Below are 23,743 nucleotides of genomic sequence, written 5' to 3' on the forward strand. Positions count from 1 at the left end.
ACATGAAAATCGTCGGCATTGCCGGAAGCATGAACCCCCAATCGACAACCAAACTGGCCGTACAGATCGTATTGAAGGCCGCCCGGGAAGCGGGAGCGGAAACGGAACTGATCCACCTGGCCGAATGGCCGATGCCGATCTACGACAATCGCGATGACGCCTCCACGTATCCGGAGACGGTGCACCGTTTTGTGCAAAAGGTCTCGGAAGCGGACGGACTGGTGATTGGCTCGCCGGAGTACCACGGCAGCATCAGCGGCGCCTTGAAAAACGCGCTCGATTTTTTGGAAGGGCGCCATTTGCGCGACAAGCAGGTGGCCATTCTCGGCGTGGCGGGAGGCGGCATGGGCGCGACCAATACGGTAAACACCCTGCAGGTGATCATGCGCAATCTGCACGCCTGGCCCCTGCCGTCCAGCCCGAGTGTCCCCAGCGCCTACAACGCGTTCGCGCCAGACGGGACGCTGAAAGATCCGCGCCTGCAGGAACGCATGGAGACGCTCGGCCGGGAACTGGTGCGGTACGTGCGGGTGATGAACGCGGAAAAACAGCCGCAGTAGGCAGGTTTTTCTTGCAACCGTTGCGCTTTCCACGGTATTATGTTTTTACGTGCTTTTGAAAAGCCTTGGCCACAAAAGGTTTTTCTTCTCACCAGAAATACCGTTTGGAAACGAGGGATCCACATGCCAACTCCCAGTATGGAAGACTATTTGGAACGCATTTACAGCTTAATTGAAGAAAAAGGTTACGCCCGTGTCTCCGATATCGCGGAAGCGTTGGAAGTGCATCCCTCATCCGTTACCAAGATGGTCCAAAAGCTGGACAAAGACAAATACCTGGTCTATGAAAAATACCGGGGCCTGGTGCTGACGCCGAAAGGCAAAAAAATCGGCAAGCGTCTGGTGGACCGTCACAGTCTGCTGGAAGAGTTCATGCGTGTCATCGGCGTGGACGAGGAGCACATCTATCAGGACGTGGAAGGGATCGAGCACCATCTCAGTTGGGAGTCGATCACCTGCCTGGAGTATCTTGTCCAGTATTTTCATGCCGACCCGTCGCGTATTGAGGAGCTGCGCCGCATTCGACAGGAAGACGAGCAAAAGGAAGAATAGCCGAATCATAGAGATCGCACTGCACAGACGCAAGCCTGACCGGCTTGCGTTTTTTGTCGTAATCGACAAGCCATCTCCCTATATTTGATAAGGAGGAAAGGGGAGGTGAGGGCATGAAGGCGGACGCGGTGTTTGAGGGCGGCGGGGTGAAAGGGATCGCCTTTATCGGGGCGCTACAGGTGATGGAGGAGCACGGCTATACGTGGGCGAACCTGGCCGGCACGTCGGCGGGCTCGTTTGTCGCCGCTCTGCTCGGGGCGGGCTACAAGAGCGGGGAGATCAGGCCCGTGTTTGAGCGGCTCGACTATCTGCACTTTCTCGAGCGGCGCGGCATCGGACGGCTGCCGGTCATCGGCCCCCTGTACGAACTGATGGTGCGGCAGGGAATGTACCGGACCAACCGGATTGAGCGGTTTATGGACGAATTGTTGAGGAGAAAAGGCATCCGCACCTTCGGGGACCTGCCGCCGGGCAAGCTCAGGATCATCGCGTCCGACATCACGGCGGGAAAAATGCTGGTCCTGCCGGACGATCTCGTCCAGTTTGACATCGTCCCGGAAGAATTCCCCATCGCCCGGGCCGTCCGCATGTCGTGCTCGCTCCCGTATTTCTTTCAGCCGGTCCGGTTGGAGCAGAACGGGGAACCGCACTATATCGTGGACGGCGGGCTGCTGAGCAACTATCCGGTCTGGTTGTTCGACGTTCCCGGAAAACCGCGCTGGCCGACGATCGGGTTTCGGCTGCACGGCAAACGGGTGGAGCGGGAACCGTACCGGATCCGGGGACTTTTTTCGTTCACCCGCAGTCTGATCACCACGATGCTGGACGCCCACGACCGGCTGTATGTGGAGAGGGCGCAGGCGGTGCGGACGGTCTTCATTCCCACGCTGGGGGTGCGGACCACGCAGTTCGGCCTCTCGCCCGAGCTGCGCGCGTCCCTGCTTCGTTCGGGGGAGGAGGCGGCCCGGCAGTTTCTGGCCAAATGGAACTTCGAGCAGTACGTCGAAGTGTTTCGCAGCATACCGCCTGCGCCAAACGAAAAAACAGGCTGCCTCGTATAGGCGGCCTGTTTTGACGAAAAACGGTCTGAAAAACGAATATGGTAGGAGTGTTCTGCCTGCTGTTACTGCGAGATGTGGTTCTGCGGGTCGCTCTCGTCCTGCTTATCCTTTGCCCTGCTTTTGGCTCCTTCGATTACACGGAACGGGTGGTTTTTGCGGCCTGCCGGCGACGACTTTTTCATCGACGGGCGCGGCGCGGTTTTCGGCTTCGCCTGTTTGTGCCGATAGGCGGAGGAGAAAACCGAGCCGCTTCGCAGGTAGTTTCGCACCGCCACAAACAGCAGCACGGACAAGCCGATCACGATCAAGGTGCCGACAGGATTGTCGATGACCTGCCTCAGAAAGCCGTAGGCGGCCAACAGCAGCAACGCGACGATGATGGGGGGAATGCGGCGTAACATAGGGCTTCACCTCAATGGTTTTCAATATGCCTCACGTTATCCGGCGGAGATCAATCGCTCTTCGCCTGCGACCCGATCCCGTTCCCGCATTTTGAGAAACGCGGCGATCGCCACTTCCACCTGGCTGTCGTCCGGTTCGCGGGTCGTGATTTTTTGCAGCCACAGCCCCGGGTAGCCCAAATAGCGGAGGAACGGTGTATCGCGCCATTTGTTGGTCCACTGCAGCACCTCGTACGACACCCCGATCACCAGAGGCAGGAGAACGATGCGCTGCACCACGCGATCCCACAGCGTTTCGTAGGTGAACAGCGAGTAGATGATGACCCCGACGATCACCGTGAAGATCAGAAAGCTGCTGCCGCAGCGGTAGTGCAGGGTGGAAAATTTTTGCACGTTCTCTACTGTCAATTCTACCCCGGATTCAAAGGCGTTAATCACCTTGTGTTCGGCTCCGTGGTATTGAAACAGACGCTTGATCAAGGGAGCCTGCGCGATGGCTGTGATGTAGCCGAGCAATAGCAGGAGTTTGATCACGCCTTCCGCCAGGTTTTGGGGAATCCCCGCCGGCACCCACTGCCCGAGCAAAAACTGGGCGAGAAAGACCGGCACCAGCGTGAAGACGAACTTGCCGAACAAGAACGAGAGTATGCCGACCACCGCCACGCCGAGCACCATTTGCAGCCTGGACGGGCCTTCGTACACGTCGTCGTCCGATTCCATGCTGTACCGTTCGGAGGCGAAGTTCAGATGTTTGGCTCCGTTTGCGCTGGCCTCGATCAAGCCGACGATCCCGCGGACAAAGGGGATTTTTTTCAAGGTGTTTGCCCATGTATATTCCGAGCGCGGAGCTTCGTAATACTCAATCTCCTGATTTTTCCTGCGGATGGCCGTGACGGTCACCCGTCTGCCGCCAAACATGACGCCTTCGATGACGGCCTGCCCGCCGTAACTGGGTACGTTTTGCTGCGCCAATCCTATCACCTTCCTTACCACATATTGTACCGGAAACGGACCGCGCAGGCTACAAGCAGTTCACCCGCTGCCTTTCAAATGTCAACAATTAGTGAAAACCGGGACCGCGGCGCATACTACACCTGAGGTGATGCACATGGACGCAACCAAGACGCAAAAGGCGGAACAGCCGGGCGCGGCAGGCTTGTCGGCCGGGCAGCAGGGCGGGACAAAAGCGCTGCCGTTCGCCAAGATGGCGGAAGTCGCTTTCTGGGGTACGGTTCTGTGGGGGCTGGTCCGCGCGGCCGCCCATTATCTGAACTTCACACCATACGGCGTGGAAGCGTTCGCCCGGCCGATTCTCGGCACGGCGAGGGCAAACTCCTGGGCGGGCATCGGGCTGGGGACGCTGGTGCTGTTTGTGGAGACGATCATGGCCGTCTTTCTGTATTCGCTTTTGTTCGGCAGGATCCGCTTGTGGTGGATCGGCCTGCTGTACGGCCTGATCCTGCTGGCCGTGGCGGGGTTTTTCTTTCGCATCGGCAATTGGAATCAAGCGACGCTCAGCACCGAACTGGCCTGGTACCTGTCGTTCGGCCTGTTTGTCGGGATGACGATCTCGCTGGAGCGGTCTGACAAAGCCTGACGCTGTTCAAGCCCTTCCTGTGTGTGGTAAAATATTTCTTTAGTAAAAATCTTTTTACAAAGAGGAGTTCAACTGATTTTACATGGGGGAGGAATGGACGATGGTATCCGTCCTGCTGCTGAACGGCCCGAACCTCAACCTCTTGGGGAAGCGGGAACCTGACGTGTACGGAAGCGAGACACTGGACGACGTGCTGGCTCGGCTGGAAAAAGTGATGGAGGAATTGGGCGGCAGGCTGGAGCACTGCCAGTCCAACCATGAAGGCGTCTTGATCGACGCCATTCACCGGGCCAAAGGGGTGCACGACGGCATCGTGATCAATCCCGGCGCCTTCACCCATTACAGCTACGCGCTGCGGGACGCGCTGGCGGGGGTGGCGCTGCCGGCCATCGAGGTACATATCTCCAACGTGCACGCCCGCGAACCGTTCCGCCATCAGTCTGTCATCGCGCCGGTGGTGCTGGGACAGGTGGTCGGACTGGGAACGGACGGGTACGAATGGGCGCTGCGCGCACTGGTCCGCAAACTGACGCGGGGATAAGGGCACGGAAGAACGAAAAACGAAGGGGAGAGGGTCATGGACCAACGGCTTGAGAGACTTCGCGACGCCTTGTCGCAGCTCGGCGCGGATGCGCTGATTACGGAAAAGAAGGAAAACCGGTTTTATCTGAGCGGCTTTACCGGCTCCACCGGCTGGGTGATCGTGACGGAAAAAGAGGCATTCCTCGTCACCGACTTCCGCTACATCGAACAGGCGCAGGAGCAGGCGCCCCATTTTCGTGTCGTCAACAACGAACGCAAACCGGTGGAAGCGCTCGCCCGGGTGCTGAAGGATGCGGGCGTAAAGCGGCTTGCCTTTGAAAGCAGTGTGTCGTTCGGCACCTATCAGGAATGGAGCAAGGCGTTTGACGGTGTCGAGCTTGTGCCGACCAGCGGCCTGATGGAAAAACTGCGCATGTACAAGGACGCTTCCGAACTGGCGATCATCCGCGAAGCGGTGCGCATCGCTGACGAGGCGTACCAGCACATTCAGGGCTATATCAAACCGGGCGTCCGCGAGGTGGACGTGGCTCTGGAGCTGGAGTTTTTCATGCGCAAACGGGGTGCGGAGGCCGCCGCGTTTGACATCATTGTGGCTTCCGGCGTGCGCGGGGCGCTGCCGCACGGGCGAGCCAGCGAGAAGGTCATCCAGGCGGGCGAAATGGTCACGCTGGACTTCGGTGCAGCCTACAAAGGGTACAACTCCGACATCACCCGCACCCTTTCCGTCGGGGAACCGGATCCCAAGCTGAAGGAGATTTACGACATCGTCCTGCGCGCCCAGATCGCCGGCGTGGAGGCCTTGAAACCGGGCGTGACAGGCAAAGAGGCGGATGCTGTTACGCGCGAGATCATCACTGCCGCCGGTTATGGAGACGCGTACGGACACAGCGCGGGTCACGGGCTCGGCGTGGAAGTTCACGAACTGCCCAACCTGTCCGCGGTGAGTCCCTTCGTGCTGGAGCCGGGCATGCTGGTCACGATGGAGCCGGGCATCTACATCAGCGGCCTCGGCGGGGTGCGCATCGAGGACGACGTGCTGATCACGGCGGACGGCCATGAGGTACTGACAACCTCGACGAAAGAGTTGCTCATTTTGCCCGTCTAATTTATACTAGTTGTGTTATTGATTGATTTTGGGAGGACTACCATGATCTCTGTGAACGACTTTCGTACTGGTTTGACCATCGAAGTGGATGGCAACATTTATCAGGTGATCGAATTCCAACACGTGAAGCCGGGGAAAGGGGCGGCGTTCGTCCGTTCCAAGCTGCGCAACCTGCGCAACGGCAACATCACGGAAATGACGTTCCGCGGTGGCGAAAAGGTGAACCCGGCCCGCATTGAAACGTCGACCATGCAGTATCTGTACAACAGCGGTGACGAGTACACCTTCATGAATACCGAGACGTACGAGCAGATCACGTTCACGCGTCAGCAAATTGAGCGCGAACTGAAATTCCTCAAGGAAAACATGAACGTACAGATCATGCAGTACAACGGTGAGACCATCGGTATTCAACTGCCGAACACGGTTGAACTGGTGGTGACCGAGTGCGAGCCGGGCGTAAAAGGCGACACCGCGTCCAACGTGACGAAAAAGGCGACGCTGGAAACCGGCTTCGTGGTCAACGTGCCGCTGTTCGTCGAAGAAGGCGACAAGCTGATCATCGACACGCGCACGGAACAATACGTTTCCCGCGCGTAAACGCGCATACACGCAGGCGAGGCTGTACCCTGTTCGGGTACAGCCTTTTTGCGCTGTCGAAGACATGGGCCTGATACACCTGTCACCGTACCGCCGTGCCATCGGCCCCGAGACGATCCGCCCGAACCAAAATAGCGGACGGCTACGACCGTCCGCCAAACCACTCCCACAGCTTGAGAACGAATGCGGTAATGCCCGCCGCCATCAGGGGACCGACAGGGATGCCGCGCAAAAAGACGATACCGAAAATGGAGCCGATCACCAGGCCGACGATGATGTGCGGCTCGGCGCGCAAAAGGTCGAGGCCCTTGCCGTTCATCCACGTGGCGACGGCGCCGCCCGCCAAGGCGAGCAGGCCCATCACCGTCGTAAACAGCGGCGTCACGTCCCGCCAGGAAATCTTTTCGCTGGCGAACGGCACCAGCACGGAGATGGTCAAAAACAGCAGGCCCAGTTCCATCCCGCGCCGTTCGACGGTGGGAAAAAATCGCTCCAGCGCGGTCAGTTTCAGCACCAGCAGGATGCTGGCGGCCGTGGCGATAATCGGCGAACGTCCGAGCAACCCAATCACGATCAGGATGACAAGCATCACTTCTCCTGGCATCATCGGCATCAAAACCCCTGTCCCTGTTCTGCTTACACTTTATGAGACAAGGTGGGAGAGTATGCGTCGATCCTTCACCACCGGAACCAGCCGGTAGCGGTCGATCTGGGAGCAGAAGCGGAGGTCCTCCTCGCAGTGGTGCTGGATCAGCCGCTTGCCTGTGGTGGTGCGGGCCATCACCTCACCCAGCCGGCCGCATACGTACAGATAGCCCGCTTTCAGCGCCTCCCCCAGGTCACACACCTGGATGTGGGGGCGCATTTGTTGTGCCGTGTGGATCATCAGGCCGGCCGCCAGTCCGTCCTCCAGGGCGAACTCGGAGCGGGTGCCGGCACAGTACAGGGTGATGTCCAGATTGTGCGACAGGGCGTACTGGATACAGGAGGTGGCGTTTAAAAAACAGCCGATGACAAGAACCTGGGCCCGCTCGGCTTTTTGAATCGCGCGGGTGCCGTTGGTCGTGGTGAGAATCAGCTGCCGTCCGGCGTGGGGCTGTCGGGACAGCTCGGTCGGCGAATTGCTGCAGTCGAAATCGGCTATCTTGCGGCAGTGCCGTTCGCCGGCAAGAACGCTGCCGGCCGAGCGCAGCGCGTGGGCCTGGCCGATCGTCTCCACCGGGACGACCGCATGAAATCCGCTGCCCAAAGCGGTAACGATCGTGCTGGAGGCACGCAGCACGTCGATCACCACGACCACGCGGTTGCTGATTTGATCAAAACGAATCTCCTCCACGGTCGGCACCACCGCTATTCGCATGGAGCGGTCCTCCTCCCCTCCAGAAAGCCCGCCGTATCCGCCCGCAGCCCCCGGCGCAGGGTCTCCACGGCGAGAATGTCCGTATAGGCGACGTTTCCCAGATTGACGTCACACCCCAGGGCGCGGATCAAGGCCACCTGCTGTTCCTTGTGCGGCGCTTCCCAGATCAGCCGCCCGGCATGGTCGCCGGCCGCCTGGGCGATCTCCTGCAAAAACGCGTGATCCACCATGCCCTTGCCGTCAAACACGCCAACCGTTCCGCTCTCCCGCGCCTCCACGATCACGTAGCTGGCTCCCGCGCGCACATCCTGTTCCAGCGTGCGCAGCAGATCGTCGCGTTCAGCCCGGAAATGGGCCGCTTTTTTGCCAAACTCCGTGTATACCGTCAACCCCGCGTCTGCCGCAGCGGCGATTGCCCGCCGGCGCATGTCGGCGGAGAGCGGGAAGGTTCCGTCGGAAATCTCCACCGCGTTGAAACCGAGGTCGAGCAGCCGGGCCATGTACGTCTCCGGCGGCGAATGCCGGATGGCGATTTCAAACAGCGTGCCGCCCGGCATGATGTGCAGGTCCAGTGCCTTGGCGAGCGCCACTTTTTGGTACAGGACGCCGGCGGGATAGAGCGTCGAGGTGCCAAACCCCAGTTTGTAAATGTCGATATGCGGCGCGGCCAGTTCCATCAGGTCATGAAAGGTGTTCAGCCCAAGCCCTTTGTCGATGACCATGGTCAATCCGCGGGAGCGCGGCTTGGTTTGCCGCTCGCCGAACGGATCAGCCCAGCTCGCGGGCCAGAATGGGATGTCGCTGTCTAGCATTGGCGTTTTCCTCATTTCTTCTAGGCGTTTGCTTCAGTGTATGTAGGCGGACGAAAAGAAGTGAGCCGACCGCCCATAGGCGATTGCCCAGCCAAAGGTGTGATGAAACCGGCGGGGACGGGCATAGAGTGAGAACGAGGAGGGAGGACGAGGCTGGATGTGGGAAAAAGCGATACTCGGGATGGCTGCGCTCAGGATGATGTCCGGAACGCTTGAACTGTTGGCGGCCCTGCTGATCTTGAAGGTGAACCAGGTGGAAAAGGCCCTGCTGATCAACTCCAGTCTGGCAATCGTCGGACCGCTGGTGATGCTGACGACCACGACCGTCGGGTTGATCGGCATGTCGGACCGGATCAGTTTCGCCAAAATCGCCTGGATCTTCCTCGGCGTCGTCTGCATCTTCATCGGCGTGCGCAGGTAAGCGGACACGGCGGCAGATTGGATTGGTAACCGGACCGTCTTTCGGGAACAATAGGGCAAGCACCGGTAGAGGAGGGAACCCCATCATGTTGGAAGCGTTGGAAAACCGCATCGCCTATCTGCGCGGACTGGCGGACGGACTGGACGTTCAGGAGCACAGCCGCGAGGGGAAGATTCTCGCGGAGATGATCGAACTGGTCGACGAGATCTACGGTGCGTTCCGCGAGCTGCACGCCCGCGTGGAAGAAGCGGAGCGCTACGCGGAGGCCATCGACGAAGACCTGGAAGACGTGGAGCTGTACCTGTTCGGCGACGATGAGAACCTGTACGAAACCGTAGGGGACTGCGCCGCGGAAGAGCGGGAAGCGTACGAGGCGTTCGCCGATCTCGACGATGATGAGGACGCCTATCTGTACGAGACAGGGGGGCGGGATCACGTGACGTCATCGCACGCCATTGAGTGTCCCTCTTGCCGGGAGGTCCTCTTTTTTCACGAAGGCGTGGACGACGAAGGGTACCACCACTACATCGTCGAGCCGTACCTCGACGAAGCGGTGTACGAGCCGATCAACCCGACATGAGAACAGCGATCTCGGCAGACATGCGGGCCCCACGGCCGGATTTCCGGCCAGCCAGGCTTGTCATGTCTGCGCGCGCACGCACGTCTGCCGCTCGGCGCTTGCCCCGCGGCAGGCGTTTTTTCTTGGCATAAAACTCGTCCATGGCCGCATAGGATGGAGGTAAGTCAAAGTGGACAAAGGCTGGCGCCACCCGCCGGCCGCAAAAGGAGGGGACGATTGTGAAGGAGATCATGGCGATTTTGCCGGCGTCCGTCCGCAGCATTCTGACAGCGTTGCCCTCCGCCGTCAGAGAGCATCTGGAGGAGATACGCCTGCGGCAAAATCAGCCGATGGAAATACGTTACGGACAGCAGTCCAGCTATGTGACGCCTTCCGGACAGCTAACCGCCAACGCCAGACAGGGGTGGATCTTTTCGGAGGAGCAGTCGGTCAAGCTGCTCAACCAGGTGAGCCATCACTCTCTTTACGCGCTCGAGGAAGAGCTGAAGCGGGGATACATCACCGTCGTCGGCGGCCATCGCATCGGCATCGCCGGCAAAGTGGTGCTGGAGAAGGGAGAAGTGAAAGGCATCCGCGACGTCACCAGCTTCAACATCCGCATCGCCCGCGAGAAAAAAGGGGCGGCGCACAGCGTGCTCCCGTTTCTGTTCGAGAATGGCCGCGTGCACAACACCCTGATCATTTCTCCGCCGCAGTGCGGCAAAACGACGCTGCTGCGCGACATCGCCCGCTCCCTGAGCTACGGCAGCGAATGGTCGTCCAGCCGAAAAGTCGGCATTGTGGACGAGCGTTCCGAACTGGCCGGCTGCCTCAACGGCGTGCCGCAGCGGGACGTCGGACCGCGCACCGACGTGCTGGATGCTTGTCCCAAAGCGGTCGGGATGATGATGCTGATCCGCTCCATGTCGCCCGATGTGCTGATCGTCGACGAAATCGGCCGGACGGAAGACGGGGAGGCGGTGTGGGAGGCAATCCACGCCGGAGTAGCCGTCATCTGCACCGCCCACGGCGCCGACGTCAGCGAAGTGGCTCAGCGCCCGACGCTGGGCAGGTTGATCCAGTACGGCGCGTTTTCCCGCTACATCGTGCTCAGCAGGGCAAACGGCGTGGGGACGGTCGAAGCGGTCTACGACGGCGGCCTGACTCGTGTGGAAAGGGAGAAAATCGCATGGTTAAGCTGATCGGCGCCGTGTTGATCCTGTTCTCCGCTTCCATGGTAGGCTGGCAGATCGGCCGCTATTACGCGTTTCGTCCCGTGCAGCTTCGCGCCCTGCTGGTCGCCCTGCAGATGCTGGAGACGGAAATCGTGTACGGTCTGACCCCCCTGCACCGTGCCTTCGTCAAGATCGGTCATCGCGTACCGGCGGAGGTGGGCCGCCTGTTTTTGACCGCGGCCGAGCTGTTGATCACCGAGCGGGCCCAGACGGCGGAAGAAGCCCTCCAGCAGGCGATCGGCGCACACTGGCCGCAGACAGCGCTGCGCAGGCAGGAACGCGAGGTGTTGAGCAGCCTGGGGCAGGTTCTCGGCTCGTCCGACCGGGAAGACCAGCAGAAACATTTGCGCCTCGCCGTCACCCACCTGCGCGGACTGGAAGAAGAGGCGCGCGCAGAGCAAGGGCGATACGAAAAGATGTACAAAAGCCTCGGCTTCCTGTGCGGCCTGCTGGTCGTCATCCTGATGTTCTAAAGGCGAGGTGTTCACAGTGGATTTTGATTTGACACCTGTTTTTCAGATCGGGGCGGTTGGGTTTATCACGGCCATTCTGCATACGGTGCTGAAGCAGGCGGGCAAGGAAGACATCGCGCACTGGGCGACGCTGGTGGGGTTCATCATCGTGCTGTACATGGTGGCCCACTTTATTGGCGACCTGTTTACCGAGGTAAAACGCGTCTTCCTGTTCAACTGAGGAGGGAAGGCAGGATGGAAATCGTGCAGATCGTCGGGCTGGGCCTGGTGGCCACGATTCTCGCGCTGGTCATCAAGGAGCAGAAGCCGATGTTCGCCTTTCTTCTGGCGCTTGCCAGCGGCGTGTTCATCTTCTACTTTCTCATCGGCAAGATCGCCGAAGTGATCCGCATTCTCGAGCGATTGGCCGTGCAGGCCGATCTGAATCTCGTCTTTCTGGAAACGATCCTCAAAATCATCGGAATTGCCTACATCGCCGAATTTGGCGCCCAAATGACGCGGGATGCCGGCCAGGGGGCGATCGCTTCCAAGATCGAGCTGGCGGGCAAAGTGCTGATTCTGGTCATGGCCGTCCCCATCATTCAAATCATCATCGAAACCGTGATTAACCTGCTGCCGGCGTGAGGGAGAGGAGGGATGCGCGTGGCGCGTGCAGGCTGGTCGGTCATCCTTCTGTGGCTGCTGGTGGTGCTGCCGGCCGTCACCGTATCGGCTTCACCCGCTCCCGCCGCCCAGACCGTCAACGATTTGGTCAAGGATCAAGTGGACGGCCTGCAGATGGATCGCGTGGAGCAGTTCTGGCGGCAGCTCCAGCACGAGTACAAGGGCTACCTGCCCGACGTGAAAGCCCCTGGCTTCGTCCAACTGCTGATGCAGCAGGGGGAGCTCAGCATCACCGGGTTTCTCAAGGGCATGGCCAAATTCTTCTTTCACGAGATTCTGATGAACGGCAAACTGCTCAGTTCGATCATCATCATCACCGTGTTCGCGATGATACTGGAAACGATGCAAAACGCGTTCGAGCGGAACACGGTCACCATCGTCGCCTACTCCATCGCCTATCTGGTGCTGATGGTGCTGGCCATCAACAGCTTTCACGTGGCCATCACGTACGCCAAGGACGCGATCACCGACATGTCCGACTTCATGCTGGCGATGATCCCGCTGGTGCTTGCCCTGCTCGCCTCCGTGGGCAGCCTGGCGTCGGCGACGATGTTTCATCCGCTGATTATCTTCATGATCAACACCAGCGGGCTGCTCATCTCCACCATCATTTTCCCGCTGCTGTTTCTCTCCGCCATGCTGTCCATCGCCAGCCTGTTTTCGGAGCGGTACCAGGTGACGCAGTTGGCGGCGCTGCTGCGGAATATCGCGATGGGGGCGCTGGGCTCGTTTCTGACGATGTTCCTCGCCGTCATCTCCATCCAGGGGGCGACATCGGCGGTGGCGGACGGCGTGACGCTGCGGACGGCCAAGTACCTCACCGGCAACTTTATCCCCATCGTGGGACGGATGTTTTCCGATGCCGCCGACACCGTGCTGAACGCTTCTCTCCTGGTGAAAAACGCGGTCGGGCTGGCGGGCGTGCTGATCCTCGTCATCCTGTGCGCGTTTCCGGCCCTCAAGATTCTGGTGCTGGCCTTGATCTACAACCTCTCGTCGGCGGTGCTGCAGCCGCTTGGCAACAGCCCGATCATCAGCGCGCTCGGGACGATCGGCAAAAACCTCCTGTTCGTCTTTGCCGCGCTGGCAACGGTGGGACTGATGTTTTTCCTCGCCATTACCATCATCATCGCGGCCGGCAACATCTCCATGATGGTTCGGTAGGTGAAGCGAATGACATGGCTGACCTTGTGGCTGAAAAAAATCATCCTGCTCGTGCTGCTCGCCGCCTTTCTTGACCTGGTCCTGCCCAATACCAGCCTGCAGCGGTACGTCAAAATGGTGATGGGGTTGATTCTCTTGCTGACGATCATTTCGCCCGTCTTTTCCCTGTTCAATCTCTCGCAGGAAGAGCTGGCGCTCCGGCTTGACCGCTATCAGGAAGAGATGGACCGCCCCGCCGATGCCGAGTGGAAGCGCATCGCCGACAAGCTGGCGGGAGCGCGCGACAAGCAGGTGCAGGCGTACGTGCAAAAGCAGGTGGAGGGGGCGGTCCGCGCCCGCGTAAAAGAGGCGTACGGACTGGAGCTGGCCGCCGTGAACGTGACGCTGGATCAAAACACCGAACAGCCGGGCCTGCGCCGCATCGAACTGGTCGTGGGAGAGGAGAAGGAGACGTCTTCCGGGGCGATCAGGCCGATTGAGCCGGTTCAGCCGGTGCACATCGATCTGAGCGGGACGCCGTCCACCTCCGGCCCGGCGGAGGTGCCGGCGGCGGGGCAGCGGGACGATCCCCTGTACGGTCGGATTGCCCGCGACGTCGCCCAGCAGTGGGGATTGGCGGAGGAGCAGGTGGTCGTCCTGTCCGGCCGGCCGGTTGAACAGCGCTGAAGGAGTTATCGCTAAAGCGAGGTGAAGGACGTGTTTGCCAAGCTGAAAAAGCTGTGGGAGGGGGACGGCGGCGGCAAAAAGCTGAAGCCGATCCACTACTTCATCGTCATCCTGGGCATCGGCGTGGCGGTGATGATTCTGACCGACTTCCTGAAAGTGGAGCGGGATCAGCCGCTCAGCTTCGGAATCGAGGGCAGCGAGCCGACCGGTCCGCCGGACGGTGAAGCGACCGTGCCGGCCATTGGAGGATCGTCCGCTCCCGACATCATCGCCGATTATGAAAACATGTACGAGACCCAACTGCGGGAAATCCTCGGCAATGTGATCGGCGTCGGCGACGTCGAGGTCATGGTCAACCTGGATTCCACCCCGGAGCTGGTCGTGGAGAAAAACCGCAACACGCGTTCTTCCACCAATCAGGAGACGGACAAGGAACGGGCTACCCGCAACCAGAGCGAACAATCGCGCGACGAGCAGGTGGTCGTCGTCAGCGGGAAGCAGGATCAGCCGGTTGTGATCAAGACGCTGAAGCCCCGGGTGAGGGGCGTGCTGGTCGTCGCCAAGGGAGCCGACAACATTCAGGTCAAGGCGTGGATCACCGAGGCCGTCCAAAAAGTGCTGGACGTCCCCGCTTACAAGATATCCATATTGCCCAAAAAGGGTTAGGAGGAATGGCAGATGATGCTCAGAAAACAGACGGTATGGTTGTTGACGATGCTGGCGGTGATGGTTGTCCTGTCCGGCTACTACCTGGTGAAGGGACCGCAGGAGCAGGTGCCGGCACTGGGCCAGGAGCAGCAGGCTCCCCAGCAGCAGGACCCGCTGGCCGGCGTGGTCGTGGAGAGCAAGCAGACGGACAAACCGGCGCCGGACGCCGCACCCGTGGAAGGGAAACCCGACGCGTCGGCCGATTCGTCCCAAACGCCGGCCGCTTCGCCGGATGCCGCGCCGCAGGCTGCCGGCAAGAAGGATGAAGGCAGCGCGCAGATGACGGTGGGCGAGACGGCGGCCGAGATCTTCCAAGGCTACAAGATGAAACGGGAAGCGCAGACCCAGCAGCAAAAAGACGAACAACTGGCGATCATGAGCAGCGCCGATGCCACGCCGCAGGCGGTTGCCGAAGCGAAAGCGAAGTACGACGAGCTGTCCAAGATCGAAACAGCCACGATGGGGCTGGAAGAGATGCTGAAGGCGAGCGGCTACAAAGACGCGGTCGTCTTCGTTCAGGACGGCAAGGTGACGGTGATCGTCCAAAAAGACAAACTGAACGCCGATGAAGCCGTTGACATCATCGCCCAGGTGAAGCAGCACCTGAACGTCTCCGCCAGCAACGTGACGGTCAGGTTCCAGGCGTCGTAAGCGTGCGGGCTGTCCGCCCGATTCACGGTCCCATCCTGTTTTCTTCCATACTAAAGTGCGTCCAAAACGGGTATGCTGGTAAGGATTTTCCCTCTTCTCCGGCGGGAGCGGAGGGGAAATCCTTTCTTGACGTTGGGGATGGTGACAGGCTACCATGGGTTTATGACCTGATCCTACATACTCTTGTAAAGCTCCCTGGACATCCATCGAAACAAAGGAGTGCGTACGCGTGTTGAAAATTCATGAAATCCGCGAAATCATCAAGTTGATTGATCAATCTTCCATTAACGAATTCGAACTGGAAATGAACGGGACCAAAGTGACCCTGAAAAAATCTGTAGCGGCCGAGACGGTCGTGATTCCGCAGCCGGTCGTGCAGGCTCCCGCCGCTGTACCGGCGGCTCCGGTGGCGGCAGTGGAAGCGCCGGCAGCGCCCGCGCCTGTGGAAGCAGCCAAACCGGCGGCACCGGCACAGGAAGAGGCCAACCTGCACAAGATCGTGTCGCCGATGGTCGGCACCTTCTACCGCGCGTCCGAGCCGGGCAAACCGCCGTACGTGCAGCCGGGCGACAAGGTCACGCCGGACAAGGTGGTCTGTATCGTAGAGGCGATGAAGCTGTTCAACGAAATCACGGCGGAAGTGACCGGGGAAATCGTGAAGGTGCTGGTCGAAGACGGACAGTTGGTGGAATTCGGTCAACCGCTGTTCCTGGTGAAGCCTGAATAAAGTGGAGGAGAGCGGAATGTTCCAGAAAGTGTTGATTGCCAACCGCGGCGAGATTGCCGTGCGGGTCATCCGCGCCTGCCGCGAGTTGGGCATTCGGACGGTTGCCGTCTACTCCGAAGCGGACCGCGACGCGCTTCACGTCAAGATGGCCGATGAAGCGTACTGCATCGGACCGACGGCGTCCAAAGACAGTTACCTCAACATTGCCAACATCATGAGCGTGGCGACCAAGGTGGGCGTCGACGCGATTCATCCGGGGTACGGCTTCCTGGCGGAAAACTCCGACTTCGCCGAAATCTGCACCGCCTGCAACATCACCTTTATCGGCCCGGAACCGGAAGCAATCGTAAAGATGGGGGACAAGTCCACCGCCAAGGAGACGATGAAAGCGGCGGGCGTGCCCACCGTTCCCGGAACGGACGGCCTGATCGAGGATATCGCCGACGCCATCCGTACCGCGAACGACATCGGCTATCCGGTGATGGTCAAGGCGACGGCGGGCGGAGGCGGCCGCGGGATGCGCGTCGCCGTCAACGACGAGGACCTGGAAAAAGCGATCCGCCAGGCGCAAAGCGAAGCGAAAACGGCGTTCGGCAATCCGGGCGTCTACCTGGAGAAGTTCGTGGAAGGACCGCGCCACGTGGAAATTCAGATCATGGCCGACAAGTACGGCAACGTCGTCTACCTGGGCGAGCGCGACTGTTCCATTCAGCGGCGCCATCAGAAGCTGATCGAAGAAGCGCCGTCCCCCGCCCTCAGCGAGGAACTGCGCAAGCGGATGGGGGAAGCCGCCGTCGCTGCCGCCAAGGCGGTCAACTACCACGGTGCCGGCACGGTCGAGTTTTTGCTGGATAAATACGGACAGTTTTACTTTATGGAAATGAACACCCGCATCCAGGTGGAGCATCCAGTGACGGAGCTGGTCACCGGCATCGACCTGATCAAGGAGCAGATCCTGGTTGCGGCCGGCCAACCGCTGTCGTTCTCCCAGGACGACGTCAAGCTGAACGGCTGGGCGATCGAGTGCCGGATCAATGCGGAGAATCCGGCCAGAAACTTCATGCCGTCGCCGGGACGCATCACCAACTACCTGGCGCCGGGCGGTTTCGGCGTGCGCGTCGACAGCGCCGCCTACGCCGGTTACACCATCCCGCCGTATTACGATTCGATGATCGCCAAGCTGATCGTCTGGGGCAAGGACAGACAGGAGGCGATCGAGCGGATGAAGCGGGCGCTGGGAGAATTCGTCGTCGAAGGCATCACCACCACCATCCCGTTCCACTTGAAGGTGATGGATCACGAGGTGTTCATCAGCGGTGAGTTTGACACCAAATTCCTGGACACCTATGACCTTCACCTGGATGAAGCCTGATCTTGGCTTGATTTGTAAAATGGGTGGGTGCTTGCTATAATGGAGTACAAAACCGCAGGGAGGTGCGAAGCATGGAAGAGTTTACTCCGGATCTAGAGAGAACAGAGCTTGGCAAAGTCCAGATCGCTCCCGAAGTCTTGGAAGTCATCGCCGGCATGGCCGCCTCGGAAGTGGAGGGCGTGGCCCATATGAGCGGCGGTTTCGTAGGCGAGATTGCCGAACGGCTCGGCCGTAAAAATATTGCTCGCGGCGTTCGCGTGGAAGTGGGATCCCGCGAAGCGGCAGTTGACGTATCGATCATTGTGAAATACGGACACCGCATCCCGGATGTCGCTCGAAATATTCAAGATAATGTGCGCAATGCAATCGAGAGCATGACAGGGCTGTCGGTTGTGGAAGTAAACGTACATATCGTCGATGTAGAGCTGAAGAGCGAAGAAAAAGCCCCGGCCGCCGTAGAAGAGTACCAGCGGGTTCGCTAGACGGCAGCGGAACGAATGCCCCCTGCTAGCCAGGGGGCATTTTCCTCATCATTGCCGTGATGGCCCTCCTGTTCAAACAAGGCGAAAGGAAGATGCATGTGAATTTGTTTGACCGCTTTATCTTGACGCTGTACAGCTTTGCCCTGATTGTCCTGTCCTGCGTTGCCATCGGGGCGACCAGCGGCCTGATCCCCGCTGACTATCTGCGTCCCTATGCGGAACAAATGCTGACCGGCAGCCATCCGGCGTATCTGATCGTCGCCATAATCTTTCTGATCGTCAGCCTGCGTTTCTTTTTCAGTTCATTCCGCTCCCGCCAACCGAAAAGGGAACGGGGCATCCGGCAGCGCAGCGACCTGGGGGAAGTGAACATCACCCTGCAGACGATCCAGACGATCGCCGAGCGGGCGGCGCGGCGCGTGAAAGGCGTTCGCGATCTGAAAACGGTGGTCAGGGCCCACGAGAGCGGGAACATGATCACGCTGCGCGTCTCTGTGGACGGAGAAACCCCGCTGCCGGAATTGACCCAGCAGCTGCAGGCCGTTGTCAAGGAGCAGGTGGAAGGCATCGCCGGCGTTATGATTTCCGAAGTGGCCGTCGTCGTCACCGAAGTGGCTCAGTCTGAGATCTACGCGGCCCGCAGACGGGTGGAATAGAGGGTGAACGGCATGTTATGGGAGTTGTTGTGGGAGCACAAGGGGAAACTACTGGGTGTGGCGGCCGGTCTTTTTTTCGGCATCATCTACCTTTTTGTCGGTTTTTGGGATACACTGGTGTTTGTCGTGTTTGTCGGAACAGGGTATTACATCGGCCGCAAGCTGGACCAGAAGGAAGATTTGCGGGAAATCCTGGATCGCATCCTGCCCGGCAAGTTTCGTTGATGGTCAGCGGACCATCGGTTTCGAACGGATTCTGAGTAGAAGGTGAACGCGATGAAACGTAGAACAGCACGAGAAAAAGCAGTCCAATGCCTGTTCCAGATCGACATGGCGGACGTGCAGGTGGAAGACGCACTGAACCTCGTCATGGAAGACAGCGAGGAAGATCCGTCGTACCTGCGTTACCTGGTGGAAGGCACCTTGAAGCACCAGCAGGAGGTGGATGCGGAAATTCGCAAGTTCCTGCGCGGATGGCAGTTGGAGCGCATCGCCAACGTGGACCGGGCCATTCTCCGCCTGGCCTTTTTCGAAATCATGTATGAACCGGACGTTCCGGACAAGGTCGTGATGAACGAAGCGATCGAGATCGCCAAATTATTCAGTGACGAGCAGTCGCACCGTTACATCAACGGCGTGTTGTCCAGCTTTTTGCAGTCGCGCCAGACCGCCCAGGCGTAAACAAGCAGGTGAGACAGCATGACGAAGGTATTGTTGGGAATTGATACGAGCAACTACCGGACATCGCTGTGCTTGGCAGAGGAAGACGGCCGGATTGCGGCAGAAGCGAAGCGCCTTCTCAAGGTGAAGGAAGGAAAGCGCGGCCTGCAGCAATCGGAAGCCGTCTTTCAGCATGTGATGAACCTGCCGGAGCTGAGCGAGCAGTTGAAGTGGAACGACTACGAGATCGTCGCGGTCTGTGCCAGCGAAAAGCCGCGTCCCGTGGACCGTTCGTACATGCCCGTGTTCAAGGTGGGCGAAGGACTGGCCAAGTCTCTGGCCGCCTACCTGCGGATTCCCTGCCTCCTGACGACGCACCAGGAAGGGCACATTGCGGCAGGCGAGTTCACCGCGGAAAAACGGCCCCAGGGCGACCGCTTTCTCGCCGTTCACCTGTCCGGCGGGACGAGCGAGCTGTTGAAGTGCGAACGGGAGGCGGCCGGCTACCGCATCGAGAAGGTGGGCGGGACGATCGACCTCCACGCCGGACAGTTGGTGGACCGGATCGGGGTGGCGTTGGGACTGCCGTTTCCGGCGGGTCCCTCCCTGGAGAAGCTGGCACGCGAAGCGGCGGGAGATTTTCGCGTGGCGTCCGCGGTCGACGGCATGTCGTTCAGTTTCTCCGGACCGGAGGCGTCGCTGCTGCGGGCGGTGGAAAGCGGGGCGGCCGCTCCGGCGGACATCGCCAGGGCGACGGAACAGTGCATCGCCAACACGCTGGAAAAGGCGCTGCGCCATGCCGTGGAAGCGGGGCTACCCCGGGAGATTCTGATCGTCGGAGGCGTCGCCGCCAACCGGTACATCCGGGAGCGTCTGATCAAACGGCTAGAGCACCCGGCCGTGAAGGCCACGCTCTATTTTTGCGACCCGGAGTACTCGGGGGACAATGCATACGGCGTGGCAATGCTGGGGTGGATGAAGCTAAAGGCGAACATTAAGTAGAAATTAACTTTTTAAATTCGCCTTTACACGAACTCCTTGAGTCGCTACACTAAGGGTAGCGATCTTGATAAAGGAGGTTACTTCTCCATGGCAGCGACCATTTTGTACGGGAAGGACATCGCACAGGACATTCGCGCCGAATTGGCGAACGAAGTGGAAGAACTGAAAAAACAGGGCGTAGTGCCGGGCTTGACGGTGATTTTGGTGGGGGATGACCCTGCCTCCCATTCCTACGTTCGCGGCAAGGAGCGGGGGTGTCAGGAGGTGGGCATCCGCTCGGAGGTCATTCGGAAAGACGCTTCGATCAGCGAAGCGGAGCTGTTGGACATGATTCATCAGTTGAATGGGAATCCGAACGTTCACGGCATTTTGGTGCAGCTTCCGCTGCCGCCGCACATCTCCGAGAAAGCGGTGATCGAAGCCATTGCGCCGGAAAAGGATGTGGACGGCTTCCATCCGCTCAACGTCGGCAACATGATGATCGGATACGACACGCTGCTTCCCTGCACGCCGCACGGCATCGTGGAATTGATCAAACGGACGGGAACGCCCATCGCAGGCAGGCACGCCGTCGTGATCGGCCGCAGCAACATCGTGGGCAAGCCGGTCTCCTTCCTGCTGCAGCAGGAAAACGCCACGGTGACGATGTGCCACTCCCGCACCGTGGACCTGGCCGCTCACACCCGGCAGGCGGACATTCTCGTCGTGGCGGCGGGCAAGCCTCATCTGATCGGCAGGGAACACGTCAAGCCGGGGGCGGTCGTGATTGACGTCGGCGTCAACCGGATCGAGACCGGCAAGCTGGTCGGGGATGTCAAGTTTGACGAGGTGCGGGAGGTGGCCGGCTTTCTCACGCCCGTTCCCGGCGGTGTCGGCCCGATGACGATCACCATGCTGCTGAAGAACACCGTCGCCGCTGCCAGAAAACAAACCGCCCGGTAAGGGAGGGAGCGCATGGACACGCGACACGTATTCACGGTCAGCGACTTGAACCGCTGCATCAAGCAGGTGCTGGAGCGGGAACAGCGCCTGCAGGACGTCTGGGTGCGGGGGGAAGTGTCCAATTTTACCCACCACACCAGCGGCCACATGTATTTGACGCTGAAAGACAGCCAGTCCCGCATCAAAGTGGTCATGTTCGCCAGCTACAACCGCTTTTTGCGCTTTTTGCCCAAAGATGGAACCAAGGTGATTGTCCGCGGTTCCATCTCTGCCTATGAGCGGGACGGCACCTATCAACTGTACGCCCGAGAGATGCAGCCGGACGGGCTGGGCTCCCTCTATTTGGCGTTTGAACAGTTGAAGGCGAAGCTGGCCGCCGAAGGCCTGTTTGCCCCGGAACGAAAGCGGCCGCTGCCGCCCTTTCCCAAGCGCGTCGGTGTGGTCACGTCGCCGACGGGCGCGGCCATTCGCGACATCTGCACCACGATTAGACGGCGCTACCCGCAGGCGGAGATCGTCCTGTCTCCGGCGATCGTCCAGGGGGCGGAGGCTCCGGCGTCGATCGTGGCGGCGATTCACATCATCAACCAGCAGCCTGACATCGACGTGCTGATCGTCGGCAGGGGCGGCGGCTCGATCGAAGAGCTGTGGGCCTTCAACGACGAGCAGGTGGCGCGGGCCATCGCCGCATCCCGGATTCCGGTCATCTCCGCGGTGGGGCACGAGACCGACGTGACCATTGCCGATTTTGTCGCGGACGTGCGGGCGGCAACCCCGACCGCGGCCGCCGAGCTGGCCGTGCCGCATTACCTGGAGTGGGTGGAACGGGTCAAGCAGCTCGACGCCCGCATGCACAGGGCACTGCGTGGGCGGCTTGCCTCCGAGCGAAAACGGCTGGAAACCCTCACGCAATCGTACGCCATGCGCCGGCCCAAGCGGCGGGTGGAAGAAGCGCAGCAGCGCCTGGACGACGTGCAGATTCGCATGCGGCAGGCGATGAAGCAGTTGGTGAGCCGCCGCAAGGAGCGGTTTGAACTGGTGGCTGCCCAGTTGAAACGGTACCGGCCAACGGAAGCCGTTGCGGAGCGCAGGCGGGCTGTCGCCGCGCATCGGACTCGCCTGGACGAGCTGGTCCGGCAGCGGGTGACGGAGGTGCGGATGGCGTTTGCCGCCCGGATCGGCCAACTGGATGCGCTCAGCCCGTTGAAAGTGATGCAGCGCGGCTTTTCCCTGGTATACGCCGACGGGCGGTTGATCAAGTCAGTCGACCAGTTTGCCCCCGGAGACGCGCTCGTGGTACGATTAAGTGATGGCAGTGCTCAGGCACGCGTGGAACAGATTTACCGGGAGGAGAAGCGTAATGGCGCGGAAGAAGACGGATCAAGAGACTGACATGCAGTTTGAAGAGGCGATGAAGCGGCTGGAGGAAGTCGTCCGTCGTCTGGAAGAGGGGGACATCGCGCTGGAGGAGGCGATCGGCCTCTATCAGGAGGGCGTGACGCTTTCCCGCATCTGCAGTCAGAAGCTGGATGCGATCGAAGCGAAAATCACCCAGTTGGTGGAAGAAGACGGTCAATGGAAGCAAAAGCCGTTCCACGTGGAGGGCGAAGCGCAATGACCGACTCTTTCGCCTCCTACTTGACAGAAAAGACGGCGTTGATCGAAGAACACCTGCTTCCCGGTCTGGAACGGGACGGCGTGCCTCATACGCTGTACGAATCGATGAAATATTCCCTGATGGCGGGCGGCAAGCGGCTGCGTCCGATGCTGGTGCTGGCGGTGCTGGAAGCGCTGGACAAGCCGCTGAAGCGGGGGATTCCCTACGCTGTCGCGCTGGAAATGATCCATACCTACTCGCTGATTCACGACGACCTGCCGGCGATGGACGACGACGACCTGCGCCGCGGCAAACCGACCAATCACAAGGTGTTCGGGGAAGCGACCGCGATTCTGGCCGGGGATGCGCTGCTGACGCGGGCGTTTGGCTACATCGCCGAGGCCTACCTGGAAGATCCCGAGGTCAAGCCGGAGACGACGGTCCGGCTGATCGCCGAACTGGGCAAGCGGGCCGGTTCCGCCGGGATGGTCGGCGGGCAGATGGCTGACATCGAAGGGGAAGGCAAACGCCTCAACCTGGAGGAATTGGAGTACATCCACCGGCACAAGACCGGGGACCTGCTGATCGCCGCGCTGCGCGGCGGCGGGTGGCTGGCCGAGGCCACGCCGGCCCAGATGGACGCGCTGACCCGCTATGGGCTCTGTATCGGACTGGCGTTTCAAATCCAGGATGACATCCTCAACGTGGAGGGGGATGAAGCCCAACTGGGCAAGGCGGTGGGCAGCGACGCCGACCGGCAGAAGGCTACCTATCCCGCGCTGCTCGGCCTGGAGGCGTCCAAAGAGCGGCTCGTCCGGCTGATCGAGGAGGCAAAAGCCGCGCTTGCCGACGCGGGATTGGAACACTCGGCCTTGACTCCTCTGGCCGATTATGTGATGAACCGGACGAAGTAGACGGGGCGGGCATCCACGCCCTGGTCCTTTTGAACTACCTCCAATCGACAAAAGCTGGCTTTCCGCAGGGGGAAGCCGGTTTTTTTGTTCATCTTCCACGGAGATGGCAGTCCGTGTGTTGGTGCCAAAAGGTGGGCGGAATGGTGCCTCTGGCAGATGAAAGTGGTGTTTTCGCCGAGAAACCGTTATAATGAATCAAGCTGAACGAAGCGGATGTTTGCGTGTTGATTTGGATTGCAGCATGCCAATTGACGGAGAAC

At 60.1% G+C, this 23,743-nt stretch carries 33 protein-coding genes; 28 read left to right on the plus strand and 5 right to left on the minus strand.

From position 1 onward, the window contains the following. The first annotated feature begins 2 nt into the window (after nt 1-2). From FOI68_RS01115 to FOI68_RS01125, 3 genes are all read left to right on the plus strand, one after another. Entirely contained in the window at nt 3-560 is a 558-nt protein-coding gene (locus FOI68_RS01115; protein WP_029099445.1) for an NADPH-dependent FMN reductase, read from the plus strand. A 123-nt stretch (nt 561-683) separates the two neighbouring features. Continuing rightward, nucleotides 684-1,112, plus strand: a complete 429-nt coding sequence (gene mntR, locus FOI68_RS01120; RefSeq protein WP_029099446.1) for a transcriptional regulator MntR — start codon at nt 684-686, stop codon at nt 1,110-1,112. A gap of 113 nt (nt 1,113-1,225) precedes the next feature. After that, nucleotides 1,226-2,173, plus strand: a complete 948-nt coding sequence (locus FOI68_RS01125) for a patatin-like phospholipase family protein (protein WP_035297968.1) — start codon at nt 1,226-1,228, stop codon at nt 2,171-2,173. Nucleotides 2,174-2,235: 62 nt separating this feature from the next. Here FOI68_RS01125 and FOI68_RS01130 read toward each other — a convergent pair whose 3' ends face one another. Together FOI68_RS01130 and FOI68_RS01135 are read right to left on the minus strand one after the other, a co-directional pair. Then, a complete protein-coding gene (locus FOI68_RS01130) occupies nt 2,236-2,574 on the minus strand; it encodes a hypothetical protein (protein WP_029099447.1) in 339 nt (112 codons plus the stop codon). 36 nt (nt 2,575-2,610) lie between these two features. Then, a complete protein-coding gene (locus FOI68_RS01135; protein ID WP_044900277.1) occupies nt 2,611-3,546 on the minus strand; it encodes a DUF1385 domain-containing protein in 936 nt (311 codons plus the stop codon). A gap of 136 nt (nt 3,547-3,682) precedes the next feature. Between FOI68_RS01135 and FOI68_RS01140 the strand changes: the two genes are divergently transcribed. The 4 genes from FOI68_RS01140 to efp all read left to right on the plus strand — a co-directional run bounded on the left by FOI68_RS01140 (nt 3,683) and on the right by efp (nt 6,419). Next, complete coding sequence (locus tag FOI68_RS01140; protein WP_082059712.1) at nt 3,683-4,171, plus strand: YqhR family membrane protein; 489 nt, start codon at nt 3,683-3,685, stop codon at nt 4,169-4,171. Between the two features lie 100 nt (nt 4,172-4,271). Next, a complete protein-coding gene (aroQ, locus tag FOI68_RS01145) occupies nt 4,272-4,712 on the plus strand; it encodes a type II 3-dehydroquinate dehydratase (RefSeq protein WP_035297963.1) in 441 nt (146 codons plus the stop codon). A 36-nt stretch (nt 4,713-4,748) separates the two neighbouring features. Beyond that, nucleotides 4,749-5,819, plus strand: coding sequence for a M24 family metallopeptidase (locus tag FOI68_RS01150; RefSeq protein WP_029099451.1), 1,071 nt, complete (start codon nt 4,749-4,751; stop codon nt 5,817-5,819). Between the two features lie 42 nt (nt 5,820-5,861). Next, nucleotides 5,862-6,419, plus strand: coding sequence for an elongation factor P (gene efp, locus FOI68_RS01155; protein WP_029099452.1), 558 nt, complete (start codon nt 5,862-5,864; stop codon nt 6,417-6,419). Between the two features lie 142 nt (nt 6,420-6,561). Here efp and FOI68_RS01160 read toward each other — a convergent pair whose 3' ends face one another. The 3 genes from FOI68_RS01160 to comA are packed head-to-tail and all read right to left on the minus strand — an operon-like array spanning nt 6,562 to nt 8,591. Then, entirely contained in the window at nt 6,562-7,026 is a 465-nt protein-coding gene (locus FOI68_RS01160) for a DUF441 domain-containing protein (protein ID WP_143862111.1), read from the minus strand. Nucleotides 7,027-7,062: 36 nt separating this feature from the next. Then, a complete protein-coding gene (locus tag FOI68_RS01165; protein WP_143862112.1) occupies nt 7,063-7,779 on the minus strand; it encodes a 2-phosphosulfolactate phosphatase in 717 nt (238 codons plus the stop codon). Further along, nucleotides 7,770-8,591, minus strand: a complete 822-nt coding sequence (comA, locus tag FOI68_RS01170) for a phosphosulfolactate synthase (protein ID WP_044900281.1) — start codon at nt 8,589-8,591, stop codon at nt 7,770-7,772. The genes FOI68_RS01165 and comA overlap by 10 nt, the downstream gene beginning before the upstream one ends. Before the next feature lie 157 nt (nt 8,592-8,748). On the opposite strand from comA, the gene FOI68_RS01175 reads away from it, so the two are divergent. From FOI68_RS01175 to FOI68_RS01275, 21 genes are all read left to right on the plus strand, one after another. Further along, nucleotides 8,749-9,012: a YqhV family protein gene (locus FOI68_RS01175; RefSeq protein ID WP_029099456.1), complete on the plus strand. Its 264-nt coding sequence runs from the start codon at nt 8,749-8,751 to the stop codon at nt 9,010-9,012. An 85-nt stretch (nt 9,013-9,097) separates the two neighbouring features. Then, complete coding sequence (locus FOI68_RS01180; protein WP_029099457.1) at nt 9,098-9,592, plus strand: CD1247 N-terminal domain-containing protein; 495 nt, start codon at nt 9,098-9,100, stop codon at nt 9,590-9,592. 218 nt (nt 9,593-9,810) lie between these two features. Then, nucleotides 9,811-10,773: a stage III sporulation protein AA gene (spoIIIAA, locus tag FOI68_RS01185; protein WP_029099458.1), complete on the plus strand. Its 963-nt coding sequence runs from the start codon at nt 9,811-9,813 to the stop codon at nt 10,771-10,773. Beyond that, on the plus strand, nt 10,761-11,279 hold the full coding sequence (gene spoIIIAB, locus FOI68_RS01190) for a stage III sporulation protein SpoIIIAB (RefSeq protein WP_029099459.1): 519 nt from the start codon (nt 10,761-10,763) through the stop codon (nt 11,277-11,279). The genes spoIIIAA and spoIIIAB overlap by 13 nt, the downstream gene beginning before the upstream one ends. Before the next feature lie 16 nt (nt 11,280-11,295). Continuing rightward, complete coding sequence (spoIIIAC, locus tag FOI68_RS01195) at nt 11,296-11,499, plus strand: stage III sporulation protein AC (protein ID WP_029099460.1); 204 nt, start codon at nt 11,296-11,298, stop codon at nt 11,497-11,499. Between the two features lie 14 nt (nt 11,500-11,513). Further along, nucleotides 11,514-11,903 carry a stage III sporulation protein AD gene (spoIIIAD, locus tag FOI68_RS01200; protein ID WP_029099461.1) on the plus strand — a complete coding sequence of 130 codons (390 nt, stop codon included), beginning with the start codon at nt 11,514-11,516 and terminating at the stop codon, nt 11,901-11,903. Between the two features lie 12 nt (nt 11,904-11,915). Further along, entirely contained in the window at nt 11,916-13,106 is a 1,191-nt protein-coding gene (gene spoIIIAE / locus FOI68_RS01205; RefSeq protein WP_035289701.1) for a stage III sporulation protein AE, read from the plus strand. Between the two features lie 9 nt (nt 13,107-13,115). Further along, on the plus strand, nt 13,116-13,772 hold the full coding sequence (spoIIIAF, locus tag FOI68_RS01210) for a stage III sporulation protein AF (protein ID WP_035297951.1): 657 nt from the start codon (nt 13,116-13,118) through the stop codon (nt 13,770-13,772). Nucleotides 13,773-13,802: 30 nt separating this feature from the next. Then, nucleotides 13,803-14,438 (plus strand): stage III sporulation protein AG, encoded by a 636-nt coding sequence (gene spoIIIAG / locus FOI68_RS01215; protein WP_029099464.1) that lies wholly within the window; start codon nt 13,803-13,805, stop codon nt 14,436-14,438. 12 nt (nt 14,439-14,450) lie between these two features. Then, nucleotides 14,451-15,131, plus strand: coding sequence for a SpoIIIAH-like family protein (locus tag FOI68_RS01220; RefSeq protein ID WP_029099465.1), 681 nt, complete (start codon nt 14,451-14,453; stop codon nt 15,129-15,131). 232 nt (nt 15,132-15,363) lie between these two features. Next, the gene (gene accB / locus FOI68_RS01225) at nt 15,364-15,858 is read left to right on the plus strand and encodes an acetyl-CoA carboxylase biotin carboxyl carrier protein (RefSeq protein WP_029099466.1); all 495 of its coding nucleotides are present in this window, start codon (nt 15,364-15,366) and stop codon (nt 15,856-15,858) included. Nucleotides 15,859-15,874: 16 nt separating this feature from the next. Next, nucleotides 15,875-17,230 (plus strand): acetyl-CoA carboxylase biotin carboxylase subunit, encoded by a 1,356-nt coding sequence (gene accC, locus FOI68_RS01230; protein WP_029099467.1) that lies wholly within the window; start codon nt 15,875-15,877, stop codon nt 17,228-17,230. A gap of 71 nt (nt 17,231-17,301) precedes the next feature. Beyond that, a complete protein-coding gene (locus FOI68_RS01235; RefSeq protein ID WP_029099468.1) occupies nt 17,302-17,712 on the plus strand; it encodes an Asp23/Gls24 family envelope stress response protein in 411 nt (136 codons plus the stop codon). Between the two features lie 92 nt (nt 17,713-17,804). Further along, nucleotides 17,805-18,368, plus strand: coding sequence for an alkaline shock response membrane anchor protein AmaP (amaP, locus tag FOI68_RS01240; RefSeq protein WP_176703206.1), 564 nt, complete (start codon nt 17,805-17,807; stop codon nt 18,366-18,368). 12 nt (nt 18,369-18,380) lie between these two features. Continuing rightward, nucleotides 18,381-18,593: a DUF2273 domain-containing protein gene (locus FOI68_RS01245; RefSeq protein WP_029099470.1), complete on the plus strand. Its 213-nt coding sequence runs from the start codon at nt 18,381-18,383 to the stop codon at nt 18,591-18,593. Nucleotides 18,594-18,644: 51 nt separating this feature from the next. Then, nucleotides 18,645-19,049: a transcription antitermination factor NusB gene (gene nusB / locus FOI68_RS01250; RefSeq protein ID WP_035297949.1), complete on the plus strand. Its 405-nt coding sequence runs from the start codon at nt 18,645-18,647 to the stop codon at nt 19,047-19,049. Between the two features lie 18 nt (nt 19,050-19,067). Continuing rightward, nucleotides 19,068-20,030, plus strand: a complete 963-nt coding sequence (locus FOI68_RS01255; protein WP_143862114.1) for a tRNA (adenosine(37)-N6)-threonylcarbamoyltransferase complex transferase subunit TsaD — start codon at nt 19,068-19,070, stop codon at nt 20,028-20,030. 87 nt (nt 20,031-20,117) lie between these two features. Next, complete coding sequence (folD, locus tag FOI68_RS01260) at nt 20,118-20,972, plus strand: bifunctional methylenetetrahydrofolate dehydrogenase/methenyltetrahydrofolate cyclohydrolase FolD (protein ID WP_035297945.1); 855 nt, start codon at nt 20,118-20,120, stop codon at nt 20,970-20,972. Between the two features lie 12 nt (nt 20,973-20,984). Next, a complete protein-coding gene (gene xseA, locus FOI68_RS01265) occupies nt 20,985-22,364 on the plus strand; it encodes an exodeoxyribonuclease VII large subunit (protein WP_143862115.1) in 1,380 nt (459 codons plus the stop codon). Beyond that, complete coding sequence (locus FOI68_RS01270; RefSeq protein WP_029099475.1) at nt 22,333-22,590, plus strand: exodeoxyribonuclease VII small subunit; 258 nt, start codon at nt 22,333-22,335, stop codon at nt 22,588-22,590. Before xseA ends, FOI68_RS01270 begins: the two co-directional genes overlap by 32 nt. Further along, a complete protein-coding gene (locus FOI68_RS01275) occupies nt 22,587-23,483 on the plus strand; it encodes a polyprenyl synthetase family protein (RefSeq protein WP_035297941.1) in 897 nt (298 codons plus the stop codon). Before FOI68_RS01270 ends, FOI68_RS01275 begins: the two co-directional genes overlap by 4 nt. Nucleotides 23,484-23,743: the final 260 nt, after the last annotated feature.

It is taken from the genome of Brevibacillus sp. LEMMJ03 (genome assembly GCF_007197875.1).
GTDB lineage: Bacteria > Bacillota > Bacilli > Brevibacillales > Brevibacillaceae > Brevibacillus > Brevibacillus thermoruber.